This window comes from Burkholderia sp. R-40, assembly GCF_049942845.1.
GTDB lineage: Bacteria > Pseudomonadota > Gammaproteobacteria > Burkholderiales > Burkholderiaceae > Burkholderia > Burkholderia ambifaria.
Map to the genome: position 1 here is coordinate 2,321,535 of NZ_CP187967.1, position 24,456 is coordinate 2,345,990.

Sequence of the window (24,456 nt, forward strand, 5' to 3'; positions counted from 1 at the left end):
CACTCGCGCAAAAATGAACGGCGTGCGCTTACGCGGCCACGAGCCCGAACGGTTCGAGCGCGCCGCGCCCCGCGCGCACGAGCTGCGGCTCGTCGCCCGTCAGGTCGATCACCGTCGACGGCTCGCGCGGACACGCACCGCCGTCGATCACGAGATCGACCTGCTTCTCGAGCCGCGCGCGAATATCCTCCGGATCGTTGAGCGGTTCGTCGTCCGGCGGCAGGATCAGCGTCGTGCCGAGCAGCGGCTGCCCGAGCGATTCGAGCAGCGCGAGCGTGATCGCGTGATCGGGCACGCGCAACCCGATCGTCTTGCGCGACGGGTGCGACAGCCGGCGCGGCACTTCCTTCGTCGCCTGCAGGATGAACACGTACGGGCCCGGCGTCACCGACTTGATCTGCCGGTACTGGCGGTTGTCCACCATCGCGAAGTTGGCCAGCTCCGACAGGTCGCGCACGAGCAGCGACAGGTGCTGCTTGTCGTCGAGGCCGCGGATGCGGCGCACGCGCTCGACCGCGTCCTTGTCGTCGAGGTGGCACGCGAGCGCGTAGCTCGAATCGGTCGGCATCGCGATCACGCCGCCCTTGCTGACGATGTCCGCGGCCTGCTTGATCAGGCGCGGCTGCGGATTATCCGGGTGAATCCTGAAGAACTGGGACATGGAGGCACGTAAAGGGGGGAAAAGTCGGATGCGGGCGCGACGGGCGCCGCGTGCGGCAAGCGGCCGCCGCGCGTCAGAGCCAGCGTTCCCAGACCGGTTTCAGGTCGGGCGGCAACGGCGGCAGGCCGCCGAGCTCGACGCGGCCCTCGCCCGGCGCGTGGAAATCCGAACCGCGCGACACTTCGAAGCCGAAACGGCGGGCGACGTCCGCGTATTCGCGGTACTGATCGGGCGTGTGGCTGCCCGTGATGACCTCGATCGCGCGGCCGCCGAGATCGATGAATTCGCCGAAGAACGCATCGAATTCGACCGGCGTATAGCGGTAGCGGCCCGGGTGCGCGACCACGGCCTCGCCGCCCGCCGCGCGAATCCACGAAACCGCATCGGACAACGTCGCCCAGCGGTGCGGCACAAATCCGGGCTTGCCGTCGCCGAGCAGGCGGTCGAACACGTCGGACGTGGATTCGGCGTGGCCGTGCTCGACCAGAAAGCGCGCGAAGTGGGTACGGGAGATCAGGTCGGGATTCGATACGTACTTCAGCGCGCCTTCGTACGCGCCGGGGATGCCGAGCGTCTCGAGCTGCGCGGCGATCGCCTGCGCGCGGGCGGCACGGCCGTGGCGCGTGCGATGGAGGCCGTCGACGAGCGTCGGGTTCGACGGATCGATGTGCAGCCCGACGATGTGCACGGTGCGCGATGCCCACGTGACCGAAATCTCGACGCCGCTCAGGTAGCGCATGCCGAGCGCCTCCGCCTCGCTGCGCGCCGCCGCCTGGCCGCCGATCTCGTCGTGGTCGGTCAGCGCCCACAGGGTCACGCCGCCGGCATGGGCGCGGCGCGCGACGTCGGCAGGCGACAGCAACCCGTCGGAAACATTCGAATGGCAGTGGAGATCGGCGTTCATTGTCGGTATGGCAGGTGAAGCTTCATTCTACTGCAATGCGGCAATTCCGCCGCCCGCCTGCCCTGCCGATACCGCTGCCGCCCTACGCGCAGAAGGCCTCGATCAGTGCCGCGATCTGCTCCGGCTGGTCGTGGTGGACCATGTGGCCGGCATCCTCGACGAGCTTTTCGCGCCAGTCGGGGAACGCGCCGAAGCGCGCCTTGAACTCCGGCAGCGGGATGTCGCCCGCGAGGTACGCGAGCGTCGGCGAAGCGACGGCCTCGACGTGCAGCACCTTCGCGCGCACCTGCTTCCAGACGGCCATCACCTCGTCGAGCCGGTACAGCATCGGGCCCGCCATCTTGTGCGCGGGGTCGGCCAGCACGTGGTACAGGCCGTCGTCGCCGCGCTTCGACCAGTGTGCGGCAAGGAACGCGGCGCGGCGCGGCTCGAGCCGCGGATTGGTCTTGATCAGCCGGGCCGCCACGTCGTCGAGCGACGCGTACGGGCGCAGCACCGGCGGCTCGCGCAGCTCGTCGAGCCAGCCGCGCAGCCGGCGCGGCGCCTGCTCGGCCCGCGCGGGGGCGAGCCCGAACCCTTCGAGATCGACCACGCGCCGCACGCGCTCCGGCCGCGCGCCCGCGTACAAGCACACGACGTTCGCGCCCATGCTGTGCCCGACCAGGTTGACTTCGCCGGTAGGCGCATAGTGATCGACGAGCGCATCGAGATCGCCCAGATATTCGTGGAACCAGTAATGACCGCCGCCGTGCCGCGCGACCGGCCAGTCGGACAGGCCGAAGCCGCGCGCATCCGGCGCGATCACCTGCCAGTCGCCCGCGAGCGCGTCAACGACGAACTGGAACGACGCCGCGACGTCCATCCAGCCGTGCAGCATGAACAGCGTCGGCGCATCGGGCCGGCCCCAGCGCCGCACATGCAGCTTGACGCCGCGCACCGTGACGAAATCGGAAACAGAACTCGACGCACTCATTGCAGCCGCCAGAAAAAAGAATGATCGTTCGATTATAGCGGTGGCGCTTGCGTTCCGGCGGCCGGCAGTCGAGGCGGCTCTCTAGCGACAGGGAGACGAGGCGCGCGCCTCCGCTGCACTGGAGGCCCGGGGCATGACGTTACGGCCGGCCTGCGGCAGCTTTCGCACCGCGGCAGCCGGCCGCCCGCCGCCCGCAGCCGCCTTAACCCGCCGCCTTGCCGTCCGCCTCGTCCTGCGCGGCGAGCTCGTCCAGCTCCGCCTGCTCGAATCCCGCGGTGCGGCGCGCGTCGAAATTGAACGGACCGCGCAGCCGCGGCGCATGGTACTGCTCGGCGAGCTCACGGTAGGCAGACACCGGATCGCGGCCGGCCGCGTCGCACAAGTGCCGGAACCAGCGGTTCCCGATCGCGACATGGCCGATCTCGTCGCGCAGGATCACGTCGAGGATCGCCGCGGAGGCGTCGTCGCCCGCTTGCACGAGCCGCGCGCGGATCGGCGGCGACGCGTCGAGCCCGCGCGCCTCGAGCGTACGCGGCACGAGCGCCATCCGCGCGAGCACGTCGGCCTTGGTCCGCTCGCACATCTCCCACAGCCCGTTGTGTGCGGGAAAATCGCCGTACGCATGCCCGAACCCGGCCAGCCGCTCGGACAGCAGCGTGAAGTGATAAGCCTCCTCGGCCGCGACCTTCAGCCAGTCCGCATAGAACGCGTCCGGCATCCGGGCGAAGCGCCACACGGCGTCGAGCGCGAGGTTGATCGCATTGAATTCGATATGCGCGAGCGCGTGCAGCAGCACCGCGCGCCCCGCGGGCGAGCGCATGCTGCGACGCTCGAGCTGGCGCGGCTCGACGAGCGGCGGGCGCGCCGGGCGGCCCGGCAGGTCGGCCGGTTCGTCCAGCTCGAGCGCCGGCGCGATCGCGGCCTGCCCGGCCAGCAGGGCATCGTACAGCGCGCGGACCTGCGCGGCCTTCGCGGCCGGCTCGGACATTCGCAGCGCGTCGAGCGCGGCGCGGCGCACACAGCGCGGCGCGGCGTTGAAAGAAGAAGGCACCATGCTCATCAAACGGGGGCACCATCCGTGCGCGTCGCGGGAGCGCAAGCACACGACGGTTTACAATATGCGTTTGTGCCACGACGCAGTGCAATGCAATGCGCCCGGCACGCCAGACGCGCCATTCTACCGGCGCCCATCATCGAAGAGACCAGGAGACTCCGTGACGATCTACAAACTGGGCGAGACGGCCCCGACGATCCACGAAAGCGTATTCGTCGCCGATACGGCGGCCATCATCGGCAAGGTCGTGCTGGAGGAAAACGCGAGCGTCTGGTTCGGCGCGACGATTCGCGGCGACAACGAGACGATCACGGTCGGCACCGGCAGCAATGTCCAGGAAGGCGCGGTCCTGCACACCGACCCCGGTTTTCCGCTGACGATCGCGGAAAACGTGACGATCGGGCACCAGGCGATGCTGCACGGCTGCACGATCGGTGAAGGTTCGCTGATCGGGATTCAGGCGGTGGTCTTGAATGGTGCGGTCATCGGCCGCAACTGTCTGGTTGGTGCAGGCGCCGTCGTGACGGAAGGCAAGGTGTTCCCGGACAATTCGCTGATTCTCGGCGCCCCGGCGAAAGTCGTGCGCGAGCTGTCGGCGGACGATATCGCGCGACTGCGCGCCAATGCGAAGACGTACGTCGAGCGACGTGCGCATTTCAAGGAGCAACTCGTGCGGATCGGGTGATTCGCGCGATTTCAAGGAAGAAGAGTGAGCGACCAGTTACAGAAATTCATGTTCAATTCGGCACCCGTGCGCGGCGAAATCGTGTCGCTGCGCAACACGTGGCAAGAGGTGCTTTCCCGCCGTGACTACCCTGCCCCGGTGCGCACGGTGCTCGGCGAGATGATGGCCGCGTGTGCGCTGCTGTCCGCGAACCTGAAATTTCACGGCACCCTGATCATGCAGATCTTCGGCGACGGGCCGGTCCAGATGCTGGTCGTCCAGTGCAGCTCGGACCTGTCGATGCGCGCCACGGCCAAGTTCGCCGGCGACGCGGCGCAGACGATCGGCGACGACACGCGCTTTCCGTCGCTCGTCAACGCGAGCGGCCACGGCCGTTGCGTGATCACGCTCGACCCGGCCGAGAAGCTGCCGGGCCAGCAGCCGTACCAGGGCATCGTGCCGCTGAACGGCGTCGACGGTCCGCTCGAATCGGTGTCGCAGGTGCTCGAGCACTACATGCATCACTCGGAGCAGCTCGACACGCGGCTGTGGCTCGCGGCCGATCGCGACCGCGCGGTCGGCATGCTGCTGCAGAAGCTGCCGGGCGACGGCGGCATCGTGCCGCGCAACGCCGAGACGGACATCGATACCTGGGAGCGTGTGTGCACGCTCGGCGGCACGCTGTCCGCGAAGGAACTGCTCGAGGTCGAACCGGAAGTCGTGTTCCGCCGGCTCTTCTGGCAGGAAAACGTGCAGCACTTCGAACCGGCCGGTACGCGCTTCCAGTGCTCGTGCTCGCGCGAGAAGGTCGGCGCGATGCTGCGCATGCTCGGTCGCGATGAAGTCGACAGCGTGATCGTCGAGCGCGGTCACGTCGAGATTCACTGTGAGTTCTGCAACCAGCGCTACGAATTCGACCCCGTCGACGTCGCGCAGTTGTTCGCCGCGCCGGAACTCGCAACCGGCATCACGCCCGCGGCCGGCCAGCGTCACTGAGCCGCGCGCCCGTGCCCGCGCTGCGGGCGCGGGCGCATAATGAACGCATGAGCGTCGCATGCGCGGCTCGGTCGCCGCAGGCCCGGCCTTCGGTGCAAGCCGCTTTTCGCTGTCGGCGCGCTGCTGGAGAGACACATGAATCGCCCGTTCCGCATCCTCGTCCTGACCAGCGTCGCCGCCGGCACGCTGACCCTCGCCGGCTGCGCGGTACAGCCGCCTTCGTCGACGATCCTCAGCCGCCTGCCCGAACCGGGCGCATCGGGCGGCCAGCCGCCCGCGCTGTCGAGTGCGGAACGCAAACGCTACGACGAAATCGACCGGCAGGTGCTGCGCGAGCAGAACGATGCCATGGCAGCCGAGGCAGCCGCGCGCGCGTGGGCGTATTACGCGCCGCCGCCCGTGACCGTCTACGGCGGCTATTACGGCGGTTACGGCGGTTGGGGAAACCGCTGGGGCACCGGCATCAGCTATGGCTATCCGGGCTGGTGGTGGTGATGCGCGAACGCGCCGATCGACCCGATTGAAAACCGGCAGGAAATAAAAAAGCGCGGCATTTCCCGCGCTTTTTCAATGGTTCGGACTGCCGTGCTCAGTGATGTGCTCAATGATGCGCGGGCTTGCCCTTCTCGCCGCCGTGATGCCGCGACGGCTTTGCAATCGACTGCGGGTTCGGCACGACACGCACGGGCGCCGCGGACACGGCGCCGCGCGTCGACGTGTTCGACGGCGTGGTGTTCAGCGGCCCGGCCGGCGTGTTCGGCGACACGAACTGCACGAATACTTCGCCGTCCTTCACCATGCCCATCTCGTAGCGCCCACGCTCCTCGATGGCCGCGGTGCCGCTTTGCAGATCCTGCACTTCCCCCGCGATCCGTTCATTGCGCAGCTTCTCGTCCGCGTTCTTCTGCAGCTGATCGCCGAGTTGCTGACGCAATTCGTGCACCCGCAACCAGCCGCCGTGTCCCCACCATAGGGGGTACTGAATGAGCGCCAGCAAGGCAATCAGGACGACAGTGACAAGCCGCATGTAAGAGACGCAGATATAAGAAGCGCCGCTTCGCGCGAATGCACGGAGCGGCGTCGAGGTGACGAACCCGATAGTAACGCGTTAGCGCAGGTTATAGAAAGCCGATTTGCCCGGGTAGCTTGCGATATCGCCGAGATCTTCCTCGATACGCAGCAGCTGGTTGTACTTCGAGATGCGGTCGCTGCGCGACAGCGAACCCGTCTTGATCTGACCGGCGTTCAGGCCGACCGCGATGTCCGCGATCGTCGAATCTTCCGTTTCGCCCGAGCGGTGCGAGATCACGGCCGTGTAGCCCGCGCGCTTCGCCATTTCGATCGCCGCGAACGTTTCGGTCAGCGTACCGATCTGGTTGATCTTGATCAGGATCGAGTTCGCGATGCCCTTCTCGATGCCTTCCTTCAGGATGCGCGTGTTCGTGACGAACAGGTCGTCGCCGACGAGCTGCACCTTCTTGCCGAGGCGCTCGGTCAGCAGCTTCCAGCCTTCCCAGTCGCTTTCGTGCATGCCGTCCTCGATCGACACGATCGGGAACTTGTCGGCGAGCGTCGCGAGGTAGTCGGTGAATTCGGCCGACGACAGTTGCAGCCCTTCGCCGGCGAGCTGGTACTTGCCGTCGTGATAGAACTCGGATGCCGCGCAGTCGAGCGCGAGGAGGACGTCTTCGCCCGCACGGTAGCCGGCCTTCTCGATCGCCTGCAGGATCGTCGACAGGCACTCGTCGTTGCTGCCGAAGTTCGGTGCGAAGCCGCCTTCGTCGCCAACTGCCGTGCTCATGCCGCGGTCGCTCAGGATCTTCTTCAGCGCGTGGAACACTTCCGCGCCGCAACGCAGGGCTTCACGGAACGTCGGCTGGCTGACCGGGACGATCATGAATTCCTGGATGTCGAGGCTGTTGTTCGCGTGCGCGCCGCCGTTGACGATGTTCATCATCGGGACCGGCAGCTGCATCGCGCCCGAGCCGCCGAAGTAGCGGTACAGCGGCAGGCCGGCTTCTTCGGCCGCTGCCTTCGCGACGGCCATCGACACGGCCAGCATCGCGTTCGCGCCGAGGCGCGACTTGTTGTCGGTGCCGTCCAGCTCGAGCAGGGTCTTGTCGAGGAACGCCTGTTCCGACGCGTCGAGGCCCATGATGGCTTCGGAGATTTCGGTGTTGATGTGCTCGACCGCCTTCAGCACGCCCTTGCCGTTGTAGCGGCCGGCTTCGCCGTCACGCAGTTCGATCGCTTCACGCGAGCCGGTGGACGCGCCCGACGGTACCGCCGCGCGGCCCATCGTGCCCGATTCGAGCAGCACGTCGCATTCGACGGTGGGGTTGCCGCGCGAATCCAGAATCTCGCGGCCGATGATATCTACGATTGCACTCATGGGTTTCCTCTGAGAATGACGATGGATTCTTCAAACTGCGACGACACGCGTGCCGAAACCGCTTTCGCTACAGACGCGCGAAGCCGCCGCAAGGTTCATTCGATCTTTAGTTGAAATCGTTTTCCAGGAACGGATGGCGCTTCACCGCCTGGTCGAGCGTGACGAGGGTCTCCAGCAACGCGCTCATCCGGTTCAGCGGCACCGCGTTCGGGCCGTCCGACTTCGCTTCGGCCGGATTCGGGTGCGTTTCCATGAACAGGCCCGCGACGCCCGTCGCGACCGCGGCACGCGCGAGCACCGGTACGAATTCGCGCTGGCCGCCCGAGCTCGTGCCCTGCCCGCCCGGCAGCTGCACCGAGTGGGTCGCGTCGAACACGACCGGCGCGCTCGTCTCGCGCATGATCGCGAGCGAACGCATGTCGGACACGAGGTTGTTGTAGCCGAACGAGACGCCGCGCTCGCACGCCATGAAGCGGTCTTCCGACAGACCGGCTTCACGCGCCGCTTCGCGCGCCTTGTCGATCACGTTCTTCATGTCGTGCGGCGCGAGGAACTGGCCCTTCTTGATGTTGACGGGCTTGCCCGAGCGCGCGCACGCATGGATGAAATCGGTCTGGCGGCACAGGAACGCGGGCGTCTGCAGGACGTCGACGACCGACGCGACCTGCTCGATCTCGTCGATCGAATGCACGTCGGTCAGCACCGGCAGGCCGAGCTGGCGCTTCACTTCGCCGAGGATCCGCAGGCCCTCGTCCATTCCGAGGCCGCGAAACGACTTGCCCGAGCTGCGGTTCGCCTTGTCATAGGACGACTTGTAGATGAACGGCACGTTCAGCTTCGCGCAGATTTCCTTCAGGCGGCCCGCCGTGTCGATCGTCATTTGCTCCGATTCGACGACGCAGGTACCCGCGATCAGGAAGAAAGGCTGGTCGAGACCGACCTCGAAATCGCACAGCTTCATGCTTTCACTCCGCGCGCTTGCTTGTTGGCAAACGCGGCTTCGACGAACGATTTGAACAGCGGATGGCCATCACGCGGCGTCGACGTGAATTCCGGGTGGAACTGGACGCCGACGAACCACGGGTGCATCGAACGCGGCAGCTCCATCATTTCCGGCAGATCCTCGCTCGGGGTACGGGCGCTGATGATAAGGCCGCCGGCTTCGAGCTGGGGCACGAAGCGGTTATTGACTTCATAACGGTGGCGATGGCGCTCGTTCACGTCCTTGCCGTAGATCTCTTCGGCCATCGTGCCCGGCTTGATCGGGCAGCGCTGCGAGCCGAGGCGCATCGTGCCGCCGAGATCCGACTCTTCGGTGCGCGTCTCGACCTTGCCGTCGCGGTCGTACCACTCGGTGATCAGTGCGACCACGCGTTCCGGCGTTTCCGAATCGAATTCCGTGCTGTTCGCCTGTTTCAGGCCGACGACGTCGCGTGCGAATTCGATCACCGCGAGCTGCATGCCGAGACAGATGCCGAGGTACGGCACCTTCGACTCGCGCGCATAGCGGATCGCCGCGATCTTGCCTTCCGTGCCGCGACGGCCGAAACCGCCCGGAACGAGCACCGCATCCAGGTGCTTCAGGCTGTCGACACCGTTCGCCTCGATTTCTTCCGAGTCGATGTACTCGATGTTGACCCTGGTCGACGTATGCAGCGATGCGTGGCGCAGCGCCTCGATCAGCGACTTGTACGACTCGGTCAGATCGACATACTTGCCGACCATGCCGATCGTGACTTCGTGCTTCGGGTTTTCCAGCTTCTCGACGAGCTCCGACCACATGCTCAGGTCGGCGTCCTTCGGCGACAGCTTCAGCTCCTCGCAGATGATCCGGTCGAGGCCCTGGTCGTGCAGCATCTGCGGAATCTTGTAGATGCTGTCGGCGTCCCACACCGAAATCACGGCGTCTTCCGGCACGTTCGAGAACATCGAGATCTTCTTCGATTCGTCGTCGGGGATGCGGCGATCCGCACGGCACAGCAGCACGTGCGGCAGGATGCCGATCTCGCGCAGCTTCTGCACGCTGTGCTGGGTCGGCTTCGTCTTGAGCTCGCCGGCCGTCGCGACGTACGGCACGAGCGTCAGGTGCACGAAGCACGCGCTGTTGCGGCCGAGGCGCAGGCTCATCTGGCGCGCGGCTTCCAGGAACGGCAGCGACTCGATGTCGCCGACGGTGCCGCCGATCTCGACGATCGCGACGTCCGGCTCGCCGCAGGTGGCCGATGCCGCCCCGCGCTCGATGAACGCCTGGATTTCGTTCGTGATGTGCGGGATCACCTGCACGGTCTTGCCGAGATAGTCGCCGCGGCGTTCCTTGCGGATCACCGATTCGTAGATCTGGCCGGTCGTGAAGTTGTTGGCCTTGCGCATCTTCGTGCTGATGAAGCGCTCATAGTGGCCGAGGTCGAGGTCGGTCTCCGCTCCGTCTTCCGTCACGAACACTTCGCCGTGCTGGAACGGGCTCATCGTGCCGGGGTCGACGTTGATGTAGGGATCGAGTTTGAGGAGGGTGACTTTCAGACCGCGCGATTCAAGGATCGCGGCGAGAGAGGCGGCGGCAATACCCTTGCCGAGGGAAGAAACTACGCCGCCGGTGACGAAAACATATTTGGTCATCGCTGGATGCTCGCGGGAAAAACGGATTATACCGTAAAGCCCGCCCTTCTCTCAGCAATTGGCGCGATGATCGCGCCCCTTCGCGCATTGCCGCACCGGCCGTGCGGGCCGACGCGAACCGACCGGCCGGTCGGTGCACCGCGCATGTGCAACGCAGTGCACCGGACTGCGTCAGGCGCGCTTCGCGAGCGCCACGCTGTCGCGCGGCACGCCGCCCTCCGCCGCCTTCAGCGAATTCAGCATCCGCTGCAATGCGCGGGCCGTTTCGATCGGCCGCTCCATCGGGAACAGGTGGCTGCCTTCGAGCCATTCGATGCGCCCGCGCGCCGCGCGGCGCGTCGCATCGAGCCCGACCTGCCGCACTTCGCGCGAGCGCGTGCCGGCGAGAAAGCCGAGCGGCACCGGCGCGCCGTGCGCGAGCCGCGGGCCGAGCGTGTGCGGCAAGGTCCGGTAGATCAGGTATTCGACCTGCCGGTCGAACGCGAGCGCGCGTTCGCCGTCGGCGCCCGCCTGCGGGATGCCGTAGTCGATGTAGTCGGACAACATCCGTTCGTCCCAGCGGGCGAACGCCGGTTTCTCGTGGAAGTGGCGCCACACTTCGTCGCGGCTCGTCCAGCGCGTGCGCCGGTTGCGGGTCGCGGCCGCCGGCGACAGCCGCTCGTCGAGCCCGGCCCACTGGCTCGCGCGCAGCGCGCCGGCGCGCCAGCCCGCGATGATCGGCGAATCGATCATCACCACGCCGCGCACCCAGTGCGGCTTTTTCAGCGCGGCCATCAGCGACAGGTAGCCGCCGAGCGAATGGCCGACGAGCCAGACCGGGCGCTCGTAGCGACCGCCGATGTCGTCGAGCAGCTGTTCGACGAGATGCGGCCAGTCGCGCGTCACCGGGTAGCGGCGATCGTGACCGATGCGTTCGATGTAGCGCAGCTCGTAGTCGTCTGCCAGCTCGGCGAAGATCGTCCGGTACGTCGACGCCGGAAACCCGTTCGCATGCGAGAAGTGGATGATGTCCTTCAAACGCCAATGTCTCCTGTGTCGGTCACCGGTCCATCCAGTACCGTCGCTGCGCATCGCGATAACGCTCGAAAGCGAAAGCGCCGCCCGCCGGCGCGACGTCGAACCGCACGGCCCCGTCGCGATCGGTGCGCGGCAGCGGAATCCCGCGCGCCTCGTAGCGCGCGAGGACCGTCCGGTGCGGATGCCCGAAGCGATTGCGATAGCCTACAGGAAATACCGCGACGCGCGGCTCGACCGAATCGAGGAAAGGCTCGACGGACGACGTGCGGCTGCCGTGATGCGGAACGACGAGGATCTGCGCGGCCAGTGCGTCGCGCGCGTCGGCCACCAATCGCCGTTCGGTGCGCGCCTCGATGTCGCCCGTCAGCAGTGCCGACGTGCCGCCCGCGTCGATGCGCAACACACACGATTGCTCGTTCGACGGGCCGGCGCCCGCCACGCCGGGCGGCCACAGCATCGTGAAGACGATACCGTCCCAGGTCCACCGCTGCCCGGCCGCGCACGGCAGCCGATCGGCCACGCCGGCCGCCTGCGCGTTGCGCCACAGCCGGTGGCGCGGCGCAATGCCGGCGAGCAGCTGGCGGACCTCGGCCGCCGCATAGACGGCCGCCGCGCCGCCCGCGTGATCGGCGTCCGCATGGCTGAGCACCAGCGAATCGAGGGTCCGGATTCCGCGTGCGCGCAACGCCGGCGCCACGATCCGCGTGCCGGCATGGGTCGACTCCGCTCCCGGCCCCGCGTCGAACAGCAGGGTCCGGCGCGCGGTCTCGACCAGCACCGACGCGCCCTGCCCGACGTCGAGCACGGTCAGCCGGAAGCCGCCCGGCGGCGGCGCATCGGGCGCCGGTGCGACCAGCGGCAGCCATGTGAGCGGCGCCGCCCAGCGCAGCGGCCAGCCGCGCGGCATCAATGCCCACCCGACACCCAAGCATGCCAGCACCAGCACCGGCCAGTCCGGCATGCGCAGCCAGAACACGCCGGCCGGCCAGTCGGCGAGGTGCCGGAGCAGCGCCATCATCGGTTCGAGCGCCGCATGCGCGAGCCGGAATGCATATGCGTCCAACGGCGCGGGCAATCCGATACCGGCGAGCACGATCGGCGTCACGACGGAACTGACCCACGGAATCGCGAACGCATTGCCGAGCGGGCCCGATACCGAGATCTGCGCGAACCACGCGGCCGTGAGCGGCGCGAGGCCGAGCGTCACCGCGTACTGCACGCGCGTCGCCTCCGCGATCCGGCGCCCGGCACGCGTGCACCATGCGCGCAGCCGGCGCCGGCGATCGACCGCGGGGGCGCCGTCGGGCGCACTGTCGTCGCCGCCGTCGAATTCACGCACCGCGCGCCAGCCCGCCACCGCCATCAGGATCACGGCGACCGCCCCGAACGACAGCCAGAACCCGGCCGACAGCACCGCCCACGGATCGGCGATCAGCACGCCGCCGAGCGCCGCGCACAACACCGCGGAAGTCGGCACGCTGCGTCCGGCCAGATAGGCAGCCGCGCCGGCCGCGATCATCCACCACGCGCGCTGCGCCGGCACGTTGAAGCCGGCAAGCGCCGCATAGCCGGCGGCAGCCGTCAGCGCCGCCAGCGAAGCGACGTATGGCGCGGGCATCACGAGCGCCGCGGCACGTCCGCGCCAGCGCAGACGCCGCCAGACCATCGATACGATCCCGCCCGCGATCGCGCCGACGAGCCCGACGTGCAGGCCCGAAATCGCGACCAGATGGCTCGTGCCCGTATTGCGCAGCACGCGCCAGTCGTCGTCGCCGATACCGGATTGATCACCGACCGCGAGCGCGGTGACGATGCCGCGATGGCGCGCGTTGTCGGGCCCGCCGCCGAGCGCGTCGCCGATACGCGTGCGCAGCGCGTCGCGCAGCCGATCGATCGATGCGCGCCATCCCGCTGCGCGCGCATCGAGCAATTCCGCGCGCCCGGGCGCGACGACATAGCCGATCGCACGAATGCCCGCGGCGAGCCACGCCGCCTCGCTGTCGCGCACGCCGGGGTTCGCCTCGGCATGCGGGCGCTTCAGCCGCACGACGAGACGCCAGCGCTGCGCCGCGCGCAGATCGGGAATCGCATCGCGCGCGGCGGGCGCGCCGTACGTGCGCCATGACAACCGGATTACCGGCGGGAAACGGGCGAGGCCCGCGTCGTTGGATTCGACGGCCAACAGCAGTCGCGCGCCGGTATCGTCGATCACCGGCAACCCGCGGATCACACCCGTGACGGCGATGTCGCGCCCTTCCCATTCGACGGGCAGACTGTCACGCAGCCGCCATTCGGCGCGCGCGGCCGCATAGCCGAATCCGACCGCACAGGCGGCGCTTGCGCACAGCATCCACCGGAGCGCGACGATCGCACGGGTTCGACGGCACCGTGCACACCATGCGAGTAGCGCGCCGCAACCGGCCAGCACCGCCGCCCCGATTACCCAGCCGCTCGCGCCCGGCAACGCCGCCTGCCGTTGCAGCACGACGACGCCGAGCGCGAACGCGATCCACCCCACCCGCATCGCGCCTCCTCGTCGACCCGGCGCCGCCGATATCGATGCGGCGCCTTCCGGCAACGATTATGCGGACGAAAGTGCGAGGCGCGGCAGCGCGGCGAGCGCGTTAGCCGTTGTGGATAGGCACAAGGAGTGCGCGTCGACGCCGCGCAGTTCGGCGAGCACGGCGCCGATGCGCGGCACCTGGTCGGGCGCGTTGCGGGATTTGTACGCCCACTCGGGCGCGATGTCGGGCGCGTCCGTCTCGACGACGACCGCGTCGAGCGGCAACTGCGCGGCGAGCCGGCGGATCTGCAACGCGCGTCCGAACGTCACGTTGCCGCCGAAGCCGAGGTGCAGCCCCTGCGCGAGATACGCATCGGCCTGCTGAAAGCTGCCGTTGAACGCATGCGCGATGCCGCGCCGCACGCCGAAGCGGCGCAACCCGGCGAGCACGCGGTCCTGCGACTTGCGCACGTGGCACAGCACCGGCAGGTCGAATTCGCGCGCGAGCTTGAGCTGCCCCTGGTAGAAGAATTGCTGCCGCTCTTCGTCGAGCCCCGGCACGAAGTAGTCGAGGCCGATCTCGCCGATCGCGACGAAGCGCGGATCGTCGAGACTCGCCTCGATCTCCATGCGCAGCCGGTCGAGATCCGCGTCGTGCGCCTGCGGCGTAAACATCGGATGGATGCCGAGCGCATAGACCGCGCCCGGCGTGCGCTGCGCGAGTTCGCGCACGGTCGTGAAATTGTCGCGCCCGACGCTCGGGATCACGATGCGCGACACGCCGGCCGCGCGCGCCGCCTGGGCGACCGCGTCGCGGTCGGCATCGAATTCGCCGGCGTCGAGATGGCAGTGCGTATCGATCCACATGGCGGCTTTCCTGCGCCCTCGCCGCGGCGCCGGGGCTCACCCGGCAGCGCAGCGGGAGCGCTCGTTCACACCGGCAGCGCCGGCTCCTCGTGCAATACGCCGTCGCGCAGGCGCATGATGCGGTCGCAGCGCGCGGCGAGCTCGGGGTCGTGCGTGACGATCACGAAGCTCGTTTCGAGCGTCTCGGACAATTCGAGCATCAGGTTGAACACCGTATCGGCCGTCGTGCCGTCGAGGTTGCCGGTCGGCTCGTCGGCGAGCACGCAGGCCGGCTTCGTCACCAGCGCGCGCGCGATCGCGACGCGCTGCCGCTCGCCGCCCGACAACTCGCCCGGCCGATGCTTCGCACGCGGACCGAGACCGACCCGCTCGAGCATCGCCTGTGCCTGCTCGCGCGCATCCTCGGTCGTCATCCGGCGAATGCGCAGCGGCATCGCGACGTTGTCGAGCGCGGTGAATTCCGGCAGCAGGTGATGGAACTGATAGACGAACCCGAGCGCGCGGTTGCGCAACTCGTTGCGCTCGCGCTCGGCAAGCTGCGTGAACGGCTTGCCGAGCAGCGACACTTCGCCCGCGCTCGGTTCGTCGAGGCCGCCCAGCACGTGCAGCAGCGTGCTCTTGCCGGAGCCCGACGCGCCGACGACCGCGAGCTTCTCGCCGCGCCGCACCGTCAGCTCGGTGTTGTTGAGCACCTGCACATTGAAGCCGCCCTGCACGAACGCCTTCGTGATCCCGCGCGCCTGAAGCACGTATTCCTGCATACCTGCCGAATCCTGTCTGATGGGTTGTCGTGAATCCGCGAATGCGGTCGCGCGATCATTCATAGCGCAGCGCCTCCGCCGGCTTCACCTTCGCGCCGCGCCAGCTCGGATAGAGCGTCGCGACGGCCGACAGCACGAACGCGATCAGGCCGATCTTGATCACGTCGCCCGCGACGAGCTCGGACGGCAGCTCGCTGATGAAGTACACCGACGGCGGCAGAAACTGCACGCCGAACAGATGCTCGATCATCGGGATCAGCCACGGAATGCTCCATGCGATCAGGCAGCCGAGCGCGACGCCCGACGCGGTGCCGACGAAGCCGATCGTCACGCCCTGCACGACGAAGATCTTCATGATCGAACCGGGCTGCGCGCCGAGCGTGCGCAGGATCGCGATGTCGGCCTGCTTGTTGGTCACCGTCATCACGAGCGACGACACGAGGTTGAACGCCGCGACCGCGATGATCAGCGTGAGAATGATGAACATCATCCGCTTCTCGATCTGCACGGCCGAGAACCAGGTCTTGTTCTGCTGGGTCCAGTCGCGGATGTACAGGCTGCCCGACAGCGTGTGCGACAGTTCGACCGCGACCTGCGGCGCCTTCTGCATGTCGGTGAGCCGCAGCCGCACGCCGGTCGGCGCGGACATCCGGAACAGCGCCTCCGCGTCGCGGATGTCGACCATCGCGAGCGTGCTGTCGTATTCGTAGTGGCCCGATTCGAATACGCCGACGACCGTGAACTGCTTGAGCCGCGGCATCATCCCGGCCGGCGTGATCGTGCCTTCGGGCGCGACCAGCGTGATCTTGTCGCCGACCGTCACGCCGAGGTTGCCGGCGAGCGCGTCGCCGAGCACGATGCCGAACTGGCCGGGCACGAGCGCGGTCAGCTGGCCCGCCTTCATGTCCTTGCCGATGTCCGACACCTGCGGTTCGAGCGACGGCTCGATGCCGCGCAGCATCACGCCGCTCACCGCGTCCTGGCGCGTGAGCAGCGCCTGCGCGTCGACGTAAGGCGCCGCGCCCGTCACCGACGGATTGCGGCGCGCCTCTTGCGCGGTCAGTTGCCAGTTGGGCATCGAGCCGGTCGGCGAGAACACCTCGACGTGCGCGAGCACCGACAGCATGCGGTCGCGCACTTCCTTCTGGAAGCCGTTCATCACGGACAGCACGACGATCAGCGCCGCGACGCCGAGCGCGATGCCGAGCATCGACACGAGCGCGATGAAGGAAATGAAGCCGTTGCCGGTCGTGCGTTTGCCGGCGCGCGTGTAGCGCCAGCCGATCTGCCATTCGTACGGAAGTTTCAAGCGAATCCTTTCTGCTGGTTACGGCGGGGATGACGGCCCGCGCCCGGGAGCGCCATCCGGCGGAGGCCGGCCGCCCGGGCGCGGTCGAAAAACGGTCGCCGGACGCAATCGGGCCGTCCGCCGGCCCGATCACGCGCGCAGTTTGCCATACAATGCGCACCATCATGCACGACCGACGCCTCCATTTCCTCGTTCCGTTCGCGCTGCCGTCCGCAGCCGATGCGGCCTCGTCCCTGCACACGCTGGACAGCCCCGCGCTCGAAAAGTTGCTGGCCCGCGCGAGCCTCGTCGAGCGCGTGGCCGGCGAGGACTTCCAGCGCACGCTGCCGCACGAGCGCTGGCTGGCCCGCCAGTTCGGCGCGAGCCGGGGCAACGCCGCCGACGAGGCGCCGCTCGCGCCCTACATGCTGCTGGCGGACGGCGGCGACCCGGGCACGCACGCCTGGGCGTGCGTCGAGCCGGTGCACGTCCAGATCGCGCACGATCACCTCGTGCTCGTCGACCCGGCCAGCCTCGCGCTCGACGACGGCGACGCGGCCGCGCTGCTGGCGGTCGCGCGCCCGCTGATCGAGGAGCTCGGCGTGCGGCTGGAAGCGCCGCAGCCGACCCGCTGGTACTTGTCCAGCGAACAGCTCGCCCGCCTCGCCGGCGCCGCGCCGCTGCGCGCGAGCGGCCGCAATATCGAAATCTGGCTGCCGCACGAGGCGCACACCGGCGAACGTTCACGGATGTGGATGAAGCTGCAGAACGAAGTGCAGATGGCGTGGTTCCAGCACCCGGTCAACGAAGCGCGCGAAGCGCGCGGGTTGCCCGCCGTCAATTCGATCTGGTTCCATGCGCAAGGCACGCTGAAGCCGGTCGGCAAGCCGTTCGAGCGCGTGCTGTCTGCTTCCCCCGCGGCGCTCGGCCTCGCGCGCGCCGCGCAGGCCGAGGCCGGTGCCGCGCCGGCCGCCTTCGGTGCGCTGCCCGCCGCCGCCGGCGCGACGCTCGTCGAGCTGCCGGCGCTGTCCGCTCCGTTCATCGAACAGGACTGGGCACGCTGGCACGACGCGCTCGCCATGCTCGAGCGCGACTGGTTCGCGCCGACCCTCGCCGCGCTGCAGAACGGCGAGCTGGCCAGCGTCGATTTCACGCTGTGCGGGGATACCAGCTCCGTGACGCTGCACGCGACGCGCGGCGACCTGCGCAAGTTCTGGCGCCGCCGCGCGCTGGCGTCCCTGTTCGAATGACCCCACTCGTATGACCCGGATCGTTACCCGCCCCGTCGCGCCCGCCGACGCCGAAGCGCTCGCGCGCCACGGCCTGCACCCCGTCCTCGCGCGCCTGTATGCGTCGCGCGGCGTGCAGTCTCCGACCGACATCGAGACCGCGCTCGCGCGCCTCGTGCCACCCACCGAACTGAAAGGCTGCGCGGACGCCGCGGCGCTGCTCGCCGACGCGATCGCCGACAAGCGGCGCCTGCTGGTCGTCGCCGACTACGATTGCGACGGCGCGACCGCCTGTGCGATCGCGGTGCGCGGCCTGCGGATGTTCGGCGCGCAGATCGATTACCTGGTGCCGAACCGCTTCGAATACGGCTACGGGCTCACGCCCGAGATCGTCGAACTCGCGGCCGCCCGCAAGCCCGACCTGCTGATCACCGTCGACAACGGGATCGCGAGCGTGGCCGGCGTCGAAGCCGCGAATGCACGCGGCATCGACGTGCTCGTGACCGACCACCACCTGCCCGGCGACGCACTGCCCGCCGCGCGCGCGATCGTCAACCCGAACCAGCCCGGCTGCGCGTTCCCGAGCAAGCACATCGCCGGTGTCGGCGTGATGTTCTACGTGTTGCTCGCGCTGCGCGCCGAGCTGCGCCGCCGCGGCGCGTTCGCGAGCAAGGAAGCCGAGCCGCGCCTCGACGGCCTGCTCGACCTCGTCGCGCTCGGCACCGTCGCCGACGTGGTGCGGCTCGACGGCAACAACCGCGTGCTCGTCGCGCAGGGGCTGCAGCGCATCCGCAACGGCCGCATGCAGCCGGGCATCGCCGCACTGTTCCGCGCCGCCGGCCGCGAGGCGCGCACCGCATCGGGGTTCGACCTCGGCTTCGGCCTCGGCCCGCGCCTGAATGCCGCCGGACGGCTCTCCGACATGTCGCTCGGCATCGAATGCCTGATCACCGACGACATCGGCCGCGCGTGGGACCTCGCGCAGCAACTCGACGTGATGAACCGCGAGCGCCGCGAGATCGAGGCCGGCATGCAGCAGCAGGCGCTCGCCGACCTCGCCGACGTCGATCCGGCCGACGCGTGCACGATCACGCTGTTCAATCCCGAATGGCACCAGGGCGTGATCGGCATCGTCGCCGGGCGGCTCAAGGAGAAATTCCACCGCCCGTCGTTCACGTTCGCGCATGCGGACGAAGCCGGCACGCGGGTCAAGGGTTCGGGCCGCTCGATTCCCGGCTTCCACCTGCGCGACGCGCTCGACCTGGTGTCGAAGCGCGAGCCCGACCTGATCGTCGCGTTCGGCGGCCACGCGATGGCGGCCGGCCTCACGCTCGGCACCGACGACGTGCCGCGCTTCGCGGCCGCGTTCGAGGCCGTCGCGCGCGAGTGGCTGTCCGACGACGCGCTCGCGCGCGTGATCGAGACCGACGGCGAACTGGAGGACGCGTATTTCACGCCGCAGTTCGTCGGGCTGCTCGACGAAGCCGTCTGGGGCCAGGGCTTTCCGGCCCCGCTTTTCTCCGGCGAATTCGACGTCGTGTCGCAGTCGCTCGTGAAGGAAAAGCACCTGAAGCTGCAGCTGGCGCGCGGCCGCCAGCGCTTCAACGCGATCTGGTTCAACCACACCGAGCCGCTGCCGGCGAGCGCGCTGATCGCGTATCGGCTCGTCGCGGACACGTGGAACGGCGTGACGCGCGTCCAGCTGATCGTCGAGCACGCGGCCGGCTGAGCCCCGGCCACCCGGCCCGCGCGCTCGCGGGCCGCATGCGCGCCGCGCCGAACGGGGCCACGGCGCGCATGCAAGCACACTCCGCGTCACCGGGAAACCCCGCCGATCGGCTATAATTCCGCTTTTTTACGAAGCAAGAACAGCGAACGATCATGGAAGCGGAACGTCTCAACGCGATCGAAAGCTCCCTGCTCGACCTGCGCACCCGCGCGGGCGAGCTTCGGGGGTATCTTTGACTACGACGCCAAATCTGCGCGTCTGACCGAAGTCAACAAGGAACTCGAAGACCCGAACGTCTGGAACGATTCGAAGAACGCCCAGGCACTCGGCCGCGAGAAGAAGCTGCTCGAAGGTGTCGTCACGACGCTCACCGCGCTCGATAGCGACCTGCGCGATGCGCTCGACCTGTTCGAGCTCGCCCGCGAGGAAGGCGACGAAGACACCCTCGTCGCATCCGAAGACGACGCGAAGAAGCTCGAAGCGCGCGTCGGCGACATCGAATTCCGCCGGATGTTCTCGAACCCGGCCGACCCGAACAACTGCTTCATCGACATCCAGGCCGGCGCCGGCGGCACCGAGGCGTGCGACTGGGCGTCGATGCTGCTGCGCCAATACCTGCGCTACTGCGAGCGCAAGGGCTTCAAGGCCGAAGTGCTCGAAGAGTCGGACGGCGACGTCGCCGGCATCAAGAACGCGACGGTCAAGGTCACGGGCGAATACGCATACGGCTTCCTGCGCACCGAAACGGGCATCCACCGCCTCGTGCGCAAGTCGCCGTTCGACTCGTCCGGCGGCCGCCACACGTCGTTCTCGTCGGTGTTCGTGTATCCGGAAATCGACGACTCGATCGAAGTCGAGGTCAATCCGGCCGACCTGCGCATCGACACGTACCGCGCGTCGGGCGCGGGCGGCCAGCACATCAACAAGACCGACTCGGCCGTGCGGATCACGCACATGCCGACCGGCATCGTCGTGCAGTGCCAGAACGACCGCTCGCAGCACCGCAACCGTGCCGAAGCAATGGCGATGCTGAAGTCGCGCCTGTACGAAGCCGAGATGCGCAAGCGCCAGGCCGAGCAGGACAAGCTCGAATCGAGCAAGACCGATGTGGGCTGGGGCCACCAGATCCGTTCGTACGTGCTCGACCAGAGCCGCGTGAAGGACCTGCGCACGAACGTCGAAATGAGCAACACGCGAGCCGTGCTCGACGGCGATCTCGACGACTTCATCAGCGCGAGCCTCAAACAGGGCGTGTAAGCGCCGCGGCGCGGCCTCTCCGGTCGCGCCCGCCCTTCCCGTTGCGTTGCCGCACCCACTCCGAATTCCGACCATCATGACCGAACCGACCCAAACGCAGCCCGCCGTCGCGGCGGACGAAAACCAGATCATCTCCGAGCGCCGCGAGAAGCTGCGCGCATTGCGCGAGCAAGGCGTCGCCTATCCGAACGATTTCCGGCCGACGCATCACGCCGCCGATCTCCAGGCCACCTTCGCCGACTCGGACAAGGCCACGCTCGAAGCGAACCCGGTCGAGGTGTCGGTCGCCGGCCGCATGATGCTCAAGCGCGTGATGGGCAAGGCGAGCTTCGCGACGGTGCAGGACGGTTCGGGCCAGATCCAGTTCTTCGTGACGCCGAACGACGTCGGCGCGGAAACCTACGACGCATTCAAGAAGTGGGACCTCGGCGACATCGTCGCCGCCCGCGGCGTGCTGTTCCGCACCAACAAGGGCGAGCTGTCGGTCCAGTGCAAGGAACTGCGCCTGCTGTCGAAGGCGCTGCGCCCGCTGCCGGACAAGTTCCACGGCCTCGCCGACCAGGAAATGCGCTATCGCCAGCGCTACGTCGACCTGATCGTCACGCCGGAAACGCGTGACACGTTCCGCGCGCGCACCCGCACCATCGCGTCGATCCGCAAGTTCATGGACAACGCCGACTTCATGGAAGTCGAAACGCCGATGCTGCACCCGATCCCGGGCGGCGCCGCGGCCAAGCCGTTCGTCACGCATCACAACGCGCTCGACATGCAGATGTTCCTGCGCATCGCGCCGGAGCTGTACCTGAAGCGCCTGATCGTCGGCGGCTTCGAGCGTGTGTTCGAGATCAACCGCAACTTCCGGAATGAAGGCGTGTCGCCGCGCCACAACCCGGAATTCACGATGATGGAGTTCTACGCCGCGTACACCGATTACCGCTGGCTGATGGACTTCACCGAGCAGCTGATCCGCCAGGCGGCGATCGATGCGCTCGGCACCGCGACGATCCAGTACCAGGGCCGCGAACTCGACCTCGCAAAGCCGTTCCACCGCCTGACGATCACGCAGGCGATCCAGAAGTACGCGCCGCAATACACCGACGGCCAGCTGTCGGACGACGCGTTCCTGCGGACCGAACTGAAGCGCTTCGGCGTCGACGTGTCGCAGCCGGCCTTCCTGAACGCCGGCATCGGCGCGCTGCAGCTCGCGCTGTTCGAGGAAACCGCCGAATCGCAGCTGTGGGAGCCGACCTACATCATCGACTACCCGGTCGAAGTGTCGCCGCTCGCACGCGCGTCGGACACGACGCCGGGCATCACCGAGCGTTTCGAGCTGTTCATGACGGGCCGCGAGATCGCGAACGGCTTCTCGGAGCTGAACGATCCGGAAGACCAGGCCGCGCGCTTCAAGAAGCAGGTCGAGCAGAAGGATGCCGGCGACGAGGAAGCGATGTTCTTCGACGCCGACTACATCCGCGCGCTCGAACACGGGATGCCGCCGACGGGTGGCTGCGGGATCGGCATCGACCGTCTCGTGATGCTGCTGACCGACAGCCCGACGATCCGCGACGTGCTGCTGTTCCCGCACCTGCGCCGCGAAGACTGACGTGCCTGCGTGTGCGCCGCACCCCGCGGCGCGCACGCGTGCGGTTTGTAACCACGCGTAAATCCCGCCTCCCGGCGTCCGCCGGCTTCCGATCCTCCCCCGTTTTATCCCCTCGTCGCGACGGCCTTCTCCGGGTTTTCCCTGTTGCGCGCGCCGGTCCCCCGCTGCAATTCGTTACACCTTGATACGGTGCGCCGCTCGCCGGTAGACGACACTCCTGTTGCGTCACCACGCATGACCACGGGACCAGAACGCGGCGCCGGAACGCCAAGTCTGCTCGCTCCCGAAGCGTGGGATCCGGCCAGCGCCAATGTGCGGAGCCGGATCGACACCGGAGAAAAACATGGACAACCAGAATCAGACCACGCCGCAAAAGCAACGCCTCCACCCGCTGATCGCGACCGCGGCAGGCGCCGTCATCGTCGCCAGCCTCGCCGCCACCGCCGCGATCACGGGCATCTTCCCGAAGGCCAGCAGCAACAACGCGCAGAACGGCCAGACCCAGGCCGCGCTGATCGCGTCGCAGCCGGCCGTCGATACGGCCGCGGCAGCCAGTGCAGCGCTGGCCGCGCAAGCGCAGCAGCAGGCAGCCGAACTGGCCGCGCAGCAGAAGGCTGAGCAAAAGGCCGCGGCCGAGAAGGCGGCGGCCGAGAAGGCGGCGGCGGCACAAGCCGAACCGAAGCCCGCGCCGCGCCCGGCAGCCACGCACCGCCGCCATACGCCGGCACCGCAACCGCCGCAATATGCGCAACAGCAGTCCGCGCCCGCTCAAGCGGCCTATTGCCAGACCTGCGGCACGATCGTGTCGATCACGCAATCGCGCACGCCGGGCCAGAGCTCGGGGATCGGCGCGGTCGGCGGCGCAGCAGCTGGCGGCCTGCTCGGCAACCAGTTCGGTCACGGCAACGGCCGCACGGCGATGACCATCATCGGCGCGCTCGGCGGCGGTCTTGCCGGCAATCAGGTCGAGAAGCAGGTGCGCGCGGAAACCGATTACCAGGTGCAGGTCCAGATGGAAAGCGGCGCGACGCGCACGTTCACGTACCACAGCCCCCCGCCGTTCGGCCAAGGTCAGCGCGTGCGGATCGAGAACGGCACGCTGGTCGGCGCGTAATGGGCGTAACGCATGAAGAATCGCCGGGCGGCCGTTGTGCCGCGCCGGAAATGAAAAAGGCTCGTGACAGCATCACGAGCCTTTTCTTTTTGCGGGAGCGGCGCCGAGCGAGTGCCGGGCGCCGGGCGCGAACCTCAGTCTTCGTCGTCGAAGTCGGATTCGTCGATCCAGTGCGCCTGGATCGCTTCGAGGATCTTCTCGCCCGAGTGGCTGGGATCGTCGGAGAAGCCATCGAGCTCGATGACCCATTGGCGCAGGTCGACGAAATTGATCCGCTGCGGATCGACGTCCGGATGCTTGTCTGCCAGCGCGATGGCGATTTCGCGCGAATCGGTCCATTTCATGGCCTGCTCTCCCGTGTACGTAGCGAGTTCGCTAGGCGGAACGCACATGATGCGCGCCGCCCGCCCCGCCGAACCGTCAGTGATTTTCCTTCGCGTGGTTGATCGAGTACTTCGGAATCTCGACCACCAGGTCCGAATCTTCCTGCACGATCGCCTGGCACGACAGGCGCGACGTCGGCTCGAGGCCCCACGCCTTGTCGAGCAGGTCGTCTTCGTCCTCTTCGGACGGCTCGAGATCGTTGAAGCCCTCGCGGATCACCACGTGGCAGGTCGTGCATGCGCACGACTTCTCACATGCATGCTCGATCTCGATCCCGTTGTCGAGCAGGTTGTCGCAAATACTCTTGCCGGGCGTCGCGTCGATCACTGCGCCGTCCGGACACAGTTCGACGTGAGGCAGCACTACCAGTTGAGGCATGTCCGTTCCGTCAGTCAGGGTGCGGCGGCTGGCGCCGCACGGTTCAATATCGCGCGGGCCGTCGCC

At 68.0% G+C, this 24,456-nt stretch carries 23 protein-coding genes; 8 read left to right on the forward strand and 15 right to left on the reverse strand.

Features of this window, described 5'->3' with window-relative positions; genetic code table 11:
- Positions 1–28: 28 nt before the first annotated feature.
- The 4 genes from ACP26O_RS10750 to ACP26O_RS10765 all read right to left on the reverse strand — a co-directional run bounded on the left by ACP26O_RS10750 (position 29) and on the right by ACP26O_RS10765 (position 3,598).
- Positions 29–661 (reverse strand): L-threonylcarbamoyladenylate synthase, encoded by a 633-nt coding sequence (locus ACP26O_RS10750; RefSeq protein WP_006762218.1) that lies wholly within the window; start codon positions 659–661, stop codon positions 29–31.
- 73 nt (positions 662–734) lie between these two features.
- Positions 735–1,565 carry a 3',5'-nucleoside bisphosphate phosphatase gene (locus tag ACP26O_RS10755; protein ID WP_012364203.1) on the reverse strand — a complete coding sequence of 277 codons (831 nt, stop codon included), beginning with the start codon at positions 1,563–1,565 and terminating at the stop codon, positions 735–737.
- A gap of 82 nt (positions 1,566–1,647) precedes the next feature.
- The gene (locus ACP26O_RS10760; protein ID WP_175664944.1) at positions 1,648–2,538 is read right to left on the reverse strand and encodes an alpha/beta fold hydrolase; all 891 of its coding nucleotides are present in this window, start codon (positions 2,536–2,538) and stop codon (positions 1,648–1,650) included.
- 202 nt (positions 2,539–2,740) lie between these two features.
- A complete protein-coding gene (locus ACP26O_RS10765; protein WP_175664945.1) occupies positions 2,741–3,598 on the reverse strand; it encodes a ferritin-like domain-containing protein in 858 nt (285 codons plus the stop codon).
- A gap of 154 nt (positions 3,599–3,752) precedes the next feature.
- Between ACP26O_RS10765 and ACP26O_RS10770 the strand changes: the two genes are divergently transcribed.
- The 3 genes from ACP26O_RS10770 (at position 3,753) to ACP26O_RS10780 (ending at position 5,747) form a co-directional block, all read left to right on the forward strand.
- Entirely contained in the window at positions 3,753–4,277 is a 525-nt protein-coding gene (locus ACP26O_RS10770; protein WP_006761906.1) for a gamma carbonic anhydrase family protein, read from the forward strand.
- Between the two features lie 24 nt (positions 4,278–4,301).
- The gene (hslO, locus tag ACP26O_RS10775) at positions 4,302–5,252 is read left to right on the forward strand and encodes an Hsp33 family molecular chaperone HslO (protein ID WP_175664946.1); all 951 of its coding nucleotides are present in this window, start codon (positions 4,302–4,304) and stop codon (positions 5,250–5,252) included.
- A 135-nt stretch (positions 5,253–5,387) separates the two neighbouring features.
- The gene (locus tag ACP26O_RS10780; protein WP_175664947.1) at positions 5,388–5,747 is read left to right on the forward strand and encodes a hypothetical protein; all 360 of its coding nucleotides are present in this window, start codon (positions 5,388–5,390) and stop codon (positions 5,745–5,747) included.
- Between the two features lie 106 nt (positions 5,748–5,853).
- Here the strand turns inward: ACP26O_RS10780 and ftsB are convergent, their stop codons facing one another.
- From ftsB to ACP26O_RS10825, 9 genes are all read right to left on the reverse strand, one after another.
- Positions 5,854–6,279 carry a cell division protein FtsB gene (gene ftsB / locus ACP26O_RS10785; protein ID WP_006751591.1) on the reverse strand — a complete coding sequence of 142 codons (426 nt, stop codon included), beginning with the start codon at positions 6,277–6,279 and terminating at the stop codon, positions 5,854–5,856.
- An 81-nt stretch (positions 6,280–6,360) separates the two neighbouring features.
- Positions 6,361–7,644 carry a phosphopyruvate hydratase gene (gene eno / locus ACP26O_RS10790; RefSeq protein ID WP_006751590.1) on the reverse strand — a complete coding sequence of 428 codons (1,284 nt, stop codon included), beginning with the start codon at positions 7,642–7,644 and terminating at the stop codon, positions 6,361–6,363.
- Between the two features lie 106 nt (positions 7,645–7,750).
- Complete coding sequence (gene kdsA / locus ACP26O_RS10795; protein ID WP_175664948.1) at positions 7,751–8,605, reverse strand: 3-deoxy-8-phosphooctulonate synthase; 855 nt, start codon at positions 8,603–8,605, stop codon at positions 7,751–7,753.
- Positions 8,602–10,260: a CTP synthase gene (locus ACP26O_RS10800; protein WP_011657363.1), complete on the reverse strand. Its 1,659-nt coding sequence runs from the start codon at positions 10,258–10,260 to the stop codon at positions 8,602–8,604. Before ACP26O_RS10800 ends, kdsA begins: the two co-directional genes overlap by 4 nt.
- A gap of 171 nt (positions 10,261–10,431) precedes the next feature.
- A complete protein-coding gene (locus ACP26O_RS10805) occupies positions 10,432–11,277 on the reverse strand; it encodes an alpha/beta fold hydrolase (protein ID WP_011657364.1) in 846 nt (281 codons plus the stop codon).
- Positions 11,278–11,299: 22 nt separating this feature from the next.
- A complete protein-coding gene (locus ACP26O_RS10810; protein WP_175664949.1) occupies positions 11,300–13,801 on the reverse strand; it encodes a DNA internalization-related competence protein ComEC/Rec2 in 2,502 nt (833 codons plus the stop codon).
- Between the two features lie 57 nt (positions 13,802–13,858).
- Positions 13,859–14,647: a TatD family hydrolase gene (locus ACP26O_RS10815; RefSeq protein WP_175664950.1), complete on the reverse strand. Its 789-nt coding sequence runs from the start codon at positions 14,645–14,647 to the stop codon at positions 13,859–13,861.
- A gap of 65 nt (positions 14,648–14,712) precedes the next feature.
- Entirely contained in the window at positions 14,713–15,471 is a 759-nt protein-coding gene (lolD, locus tag ACP26O_RS10820) for a lipoprotein-releasing ABC transporter ATP-binding protein LolD (RefSeq protein WP_392840290.1), read from the reverse strand.
- Entirely contained in the window at positions 15,464–16,717 is a 1,254-nt protein-coding gene (locus ACP26O_RS10825; RefSeq protein ID WP_105787636.1) for a lipoprotein-releasing ABC transporter permease subunit, read from the reverse strand. Before ACP26O_RS10825 ends, lolD begins: the two co-directional genes overlap by 8 nt.
- Positions 16,718–16,869: 152 nt before the next feature.
- Between ACP26O_RS10825 and ACP26O_RS10830 the strand changes: the two genes are divergently transcribed.
- From ACP26O_RS10830 to ACP26O_RS10850, 5 genes are all read left to right on the forward strand, one after another.
- Positions 16,870–17,946 (forward strand): regulator, encoded by a 1,077-nt coding sequence (locus ACP26O_RS10830; protein ID WP_175664951.1) that lies wholly within the window; start codon positions 16,870–16,872, stop codon positions 17,944–17,946.
- A gap of 10 nt (positions 17,947–17,956) precedes the next feature.
- Positions 17,957–19,654: a single-stranded-DNA-specific exonuclease RecJ gene (recJ, locus tag ACP26O_RS10835; RefSeq protein ID WP_175664952.1), complete on the forward strand. Its 1,698-nt coding sequence runs from the start codon at positions 17,957–17,959 to the stop codon at positions 19,652–19,654.
- 152 nt (positions 19,655–19,806) lie between these two features.
- Positions 19,807–20,911 (forward strand): peptide chain release factor 2 gene (gene prfB / locus ACP26O_RS10840; protein ID WP_098143590.1). Its coding sequence is split into 2 segments (ribosomal slippage): positions 19,807–19,887 and positions 19,889–20,911, totalling 1,104 coding nucleotides; the frame shifts between segments, so codons are not numbered across the junction.
- A gap of 76 nt (positions 20,912–20,987) precedes the next feature.
- Complete coding sequence (lysS, locus tag ACP26O_RS10845; protein WP_175664953.1) at positions 20,988–22,514, forward strand: lysine--tRNA ligase; 1,527 nt, start codon at positions 20,988–20,990, stop codon at positions 22,512–22,514.
- Between the two features lie 343 nt (positions 22,515–22,857).
- Positions 22,858–23,628 (forward strand): glycine zipper 2TM domain-containing protein, encoded by a 771-nt coding sequence (locus ACP26O_RS10850; RefSeq protein WP_175664954.1) that lies wholly within the window; start codon positions 22,858–22,860, stop codon positions 23,626–23,628.
- A 134-nt stretch (positions 23,629–23,762) separates the two neighbouring features.
- Here ACP26O_RS10850 and iscX read toward each other — a convergent pair whose 3' ends face one another.
- Complete coding sequence (iscX, locus tag ACP26O_RS10855; protein ID WP_006754136.1) at positions 23,763–23,972, reverse strand: Fe-S cluster assembly protein IscX; 210 nt, start codon at positions 23,970–23,972, stop codon at positions 23,763–23,765.
- A 76-nt stretch (positions 23,973–24,048) separates the two neighbouring features.
- Positions 24,049–24,390, reverse strand: coding sequence for an ISC system 2Fe-2S type ferredoxin (fdx, locus tag ACP26O_RS10860; protein ID WP_006754135.1), 342 nt, complete (start codon positions 24,388–24,390; stop codon positions 24,049–24,051).
- Positions 24,391–24,456: the final 66 nt, after the last annotated feature.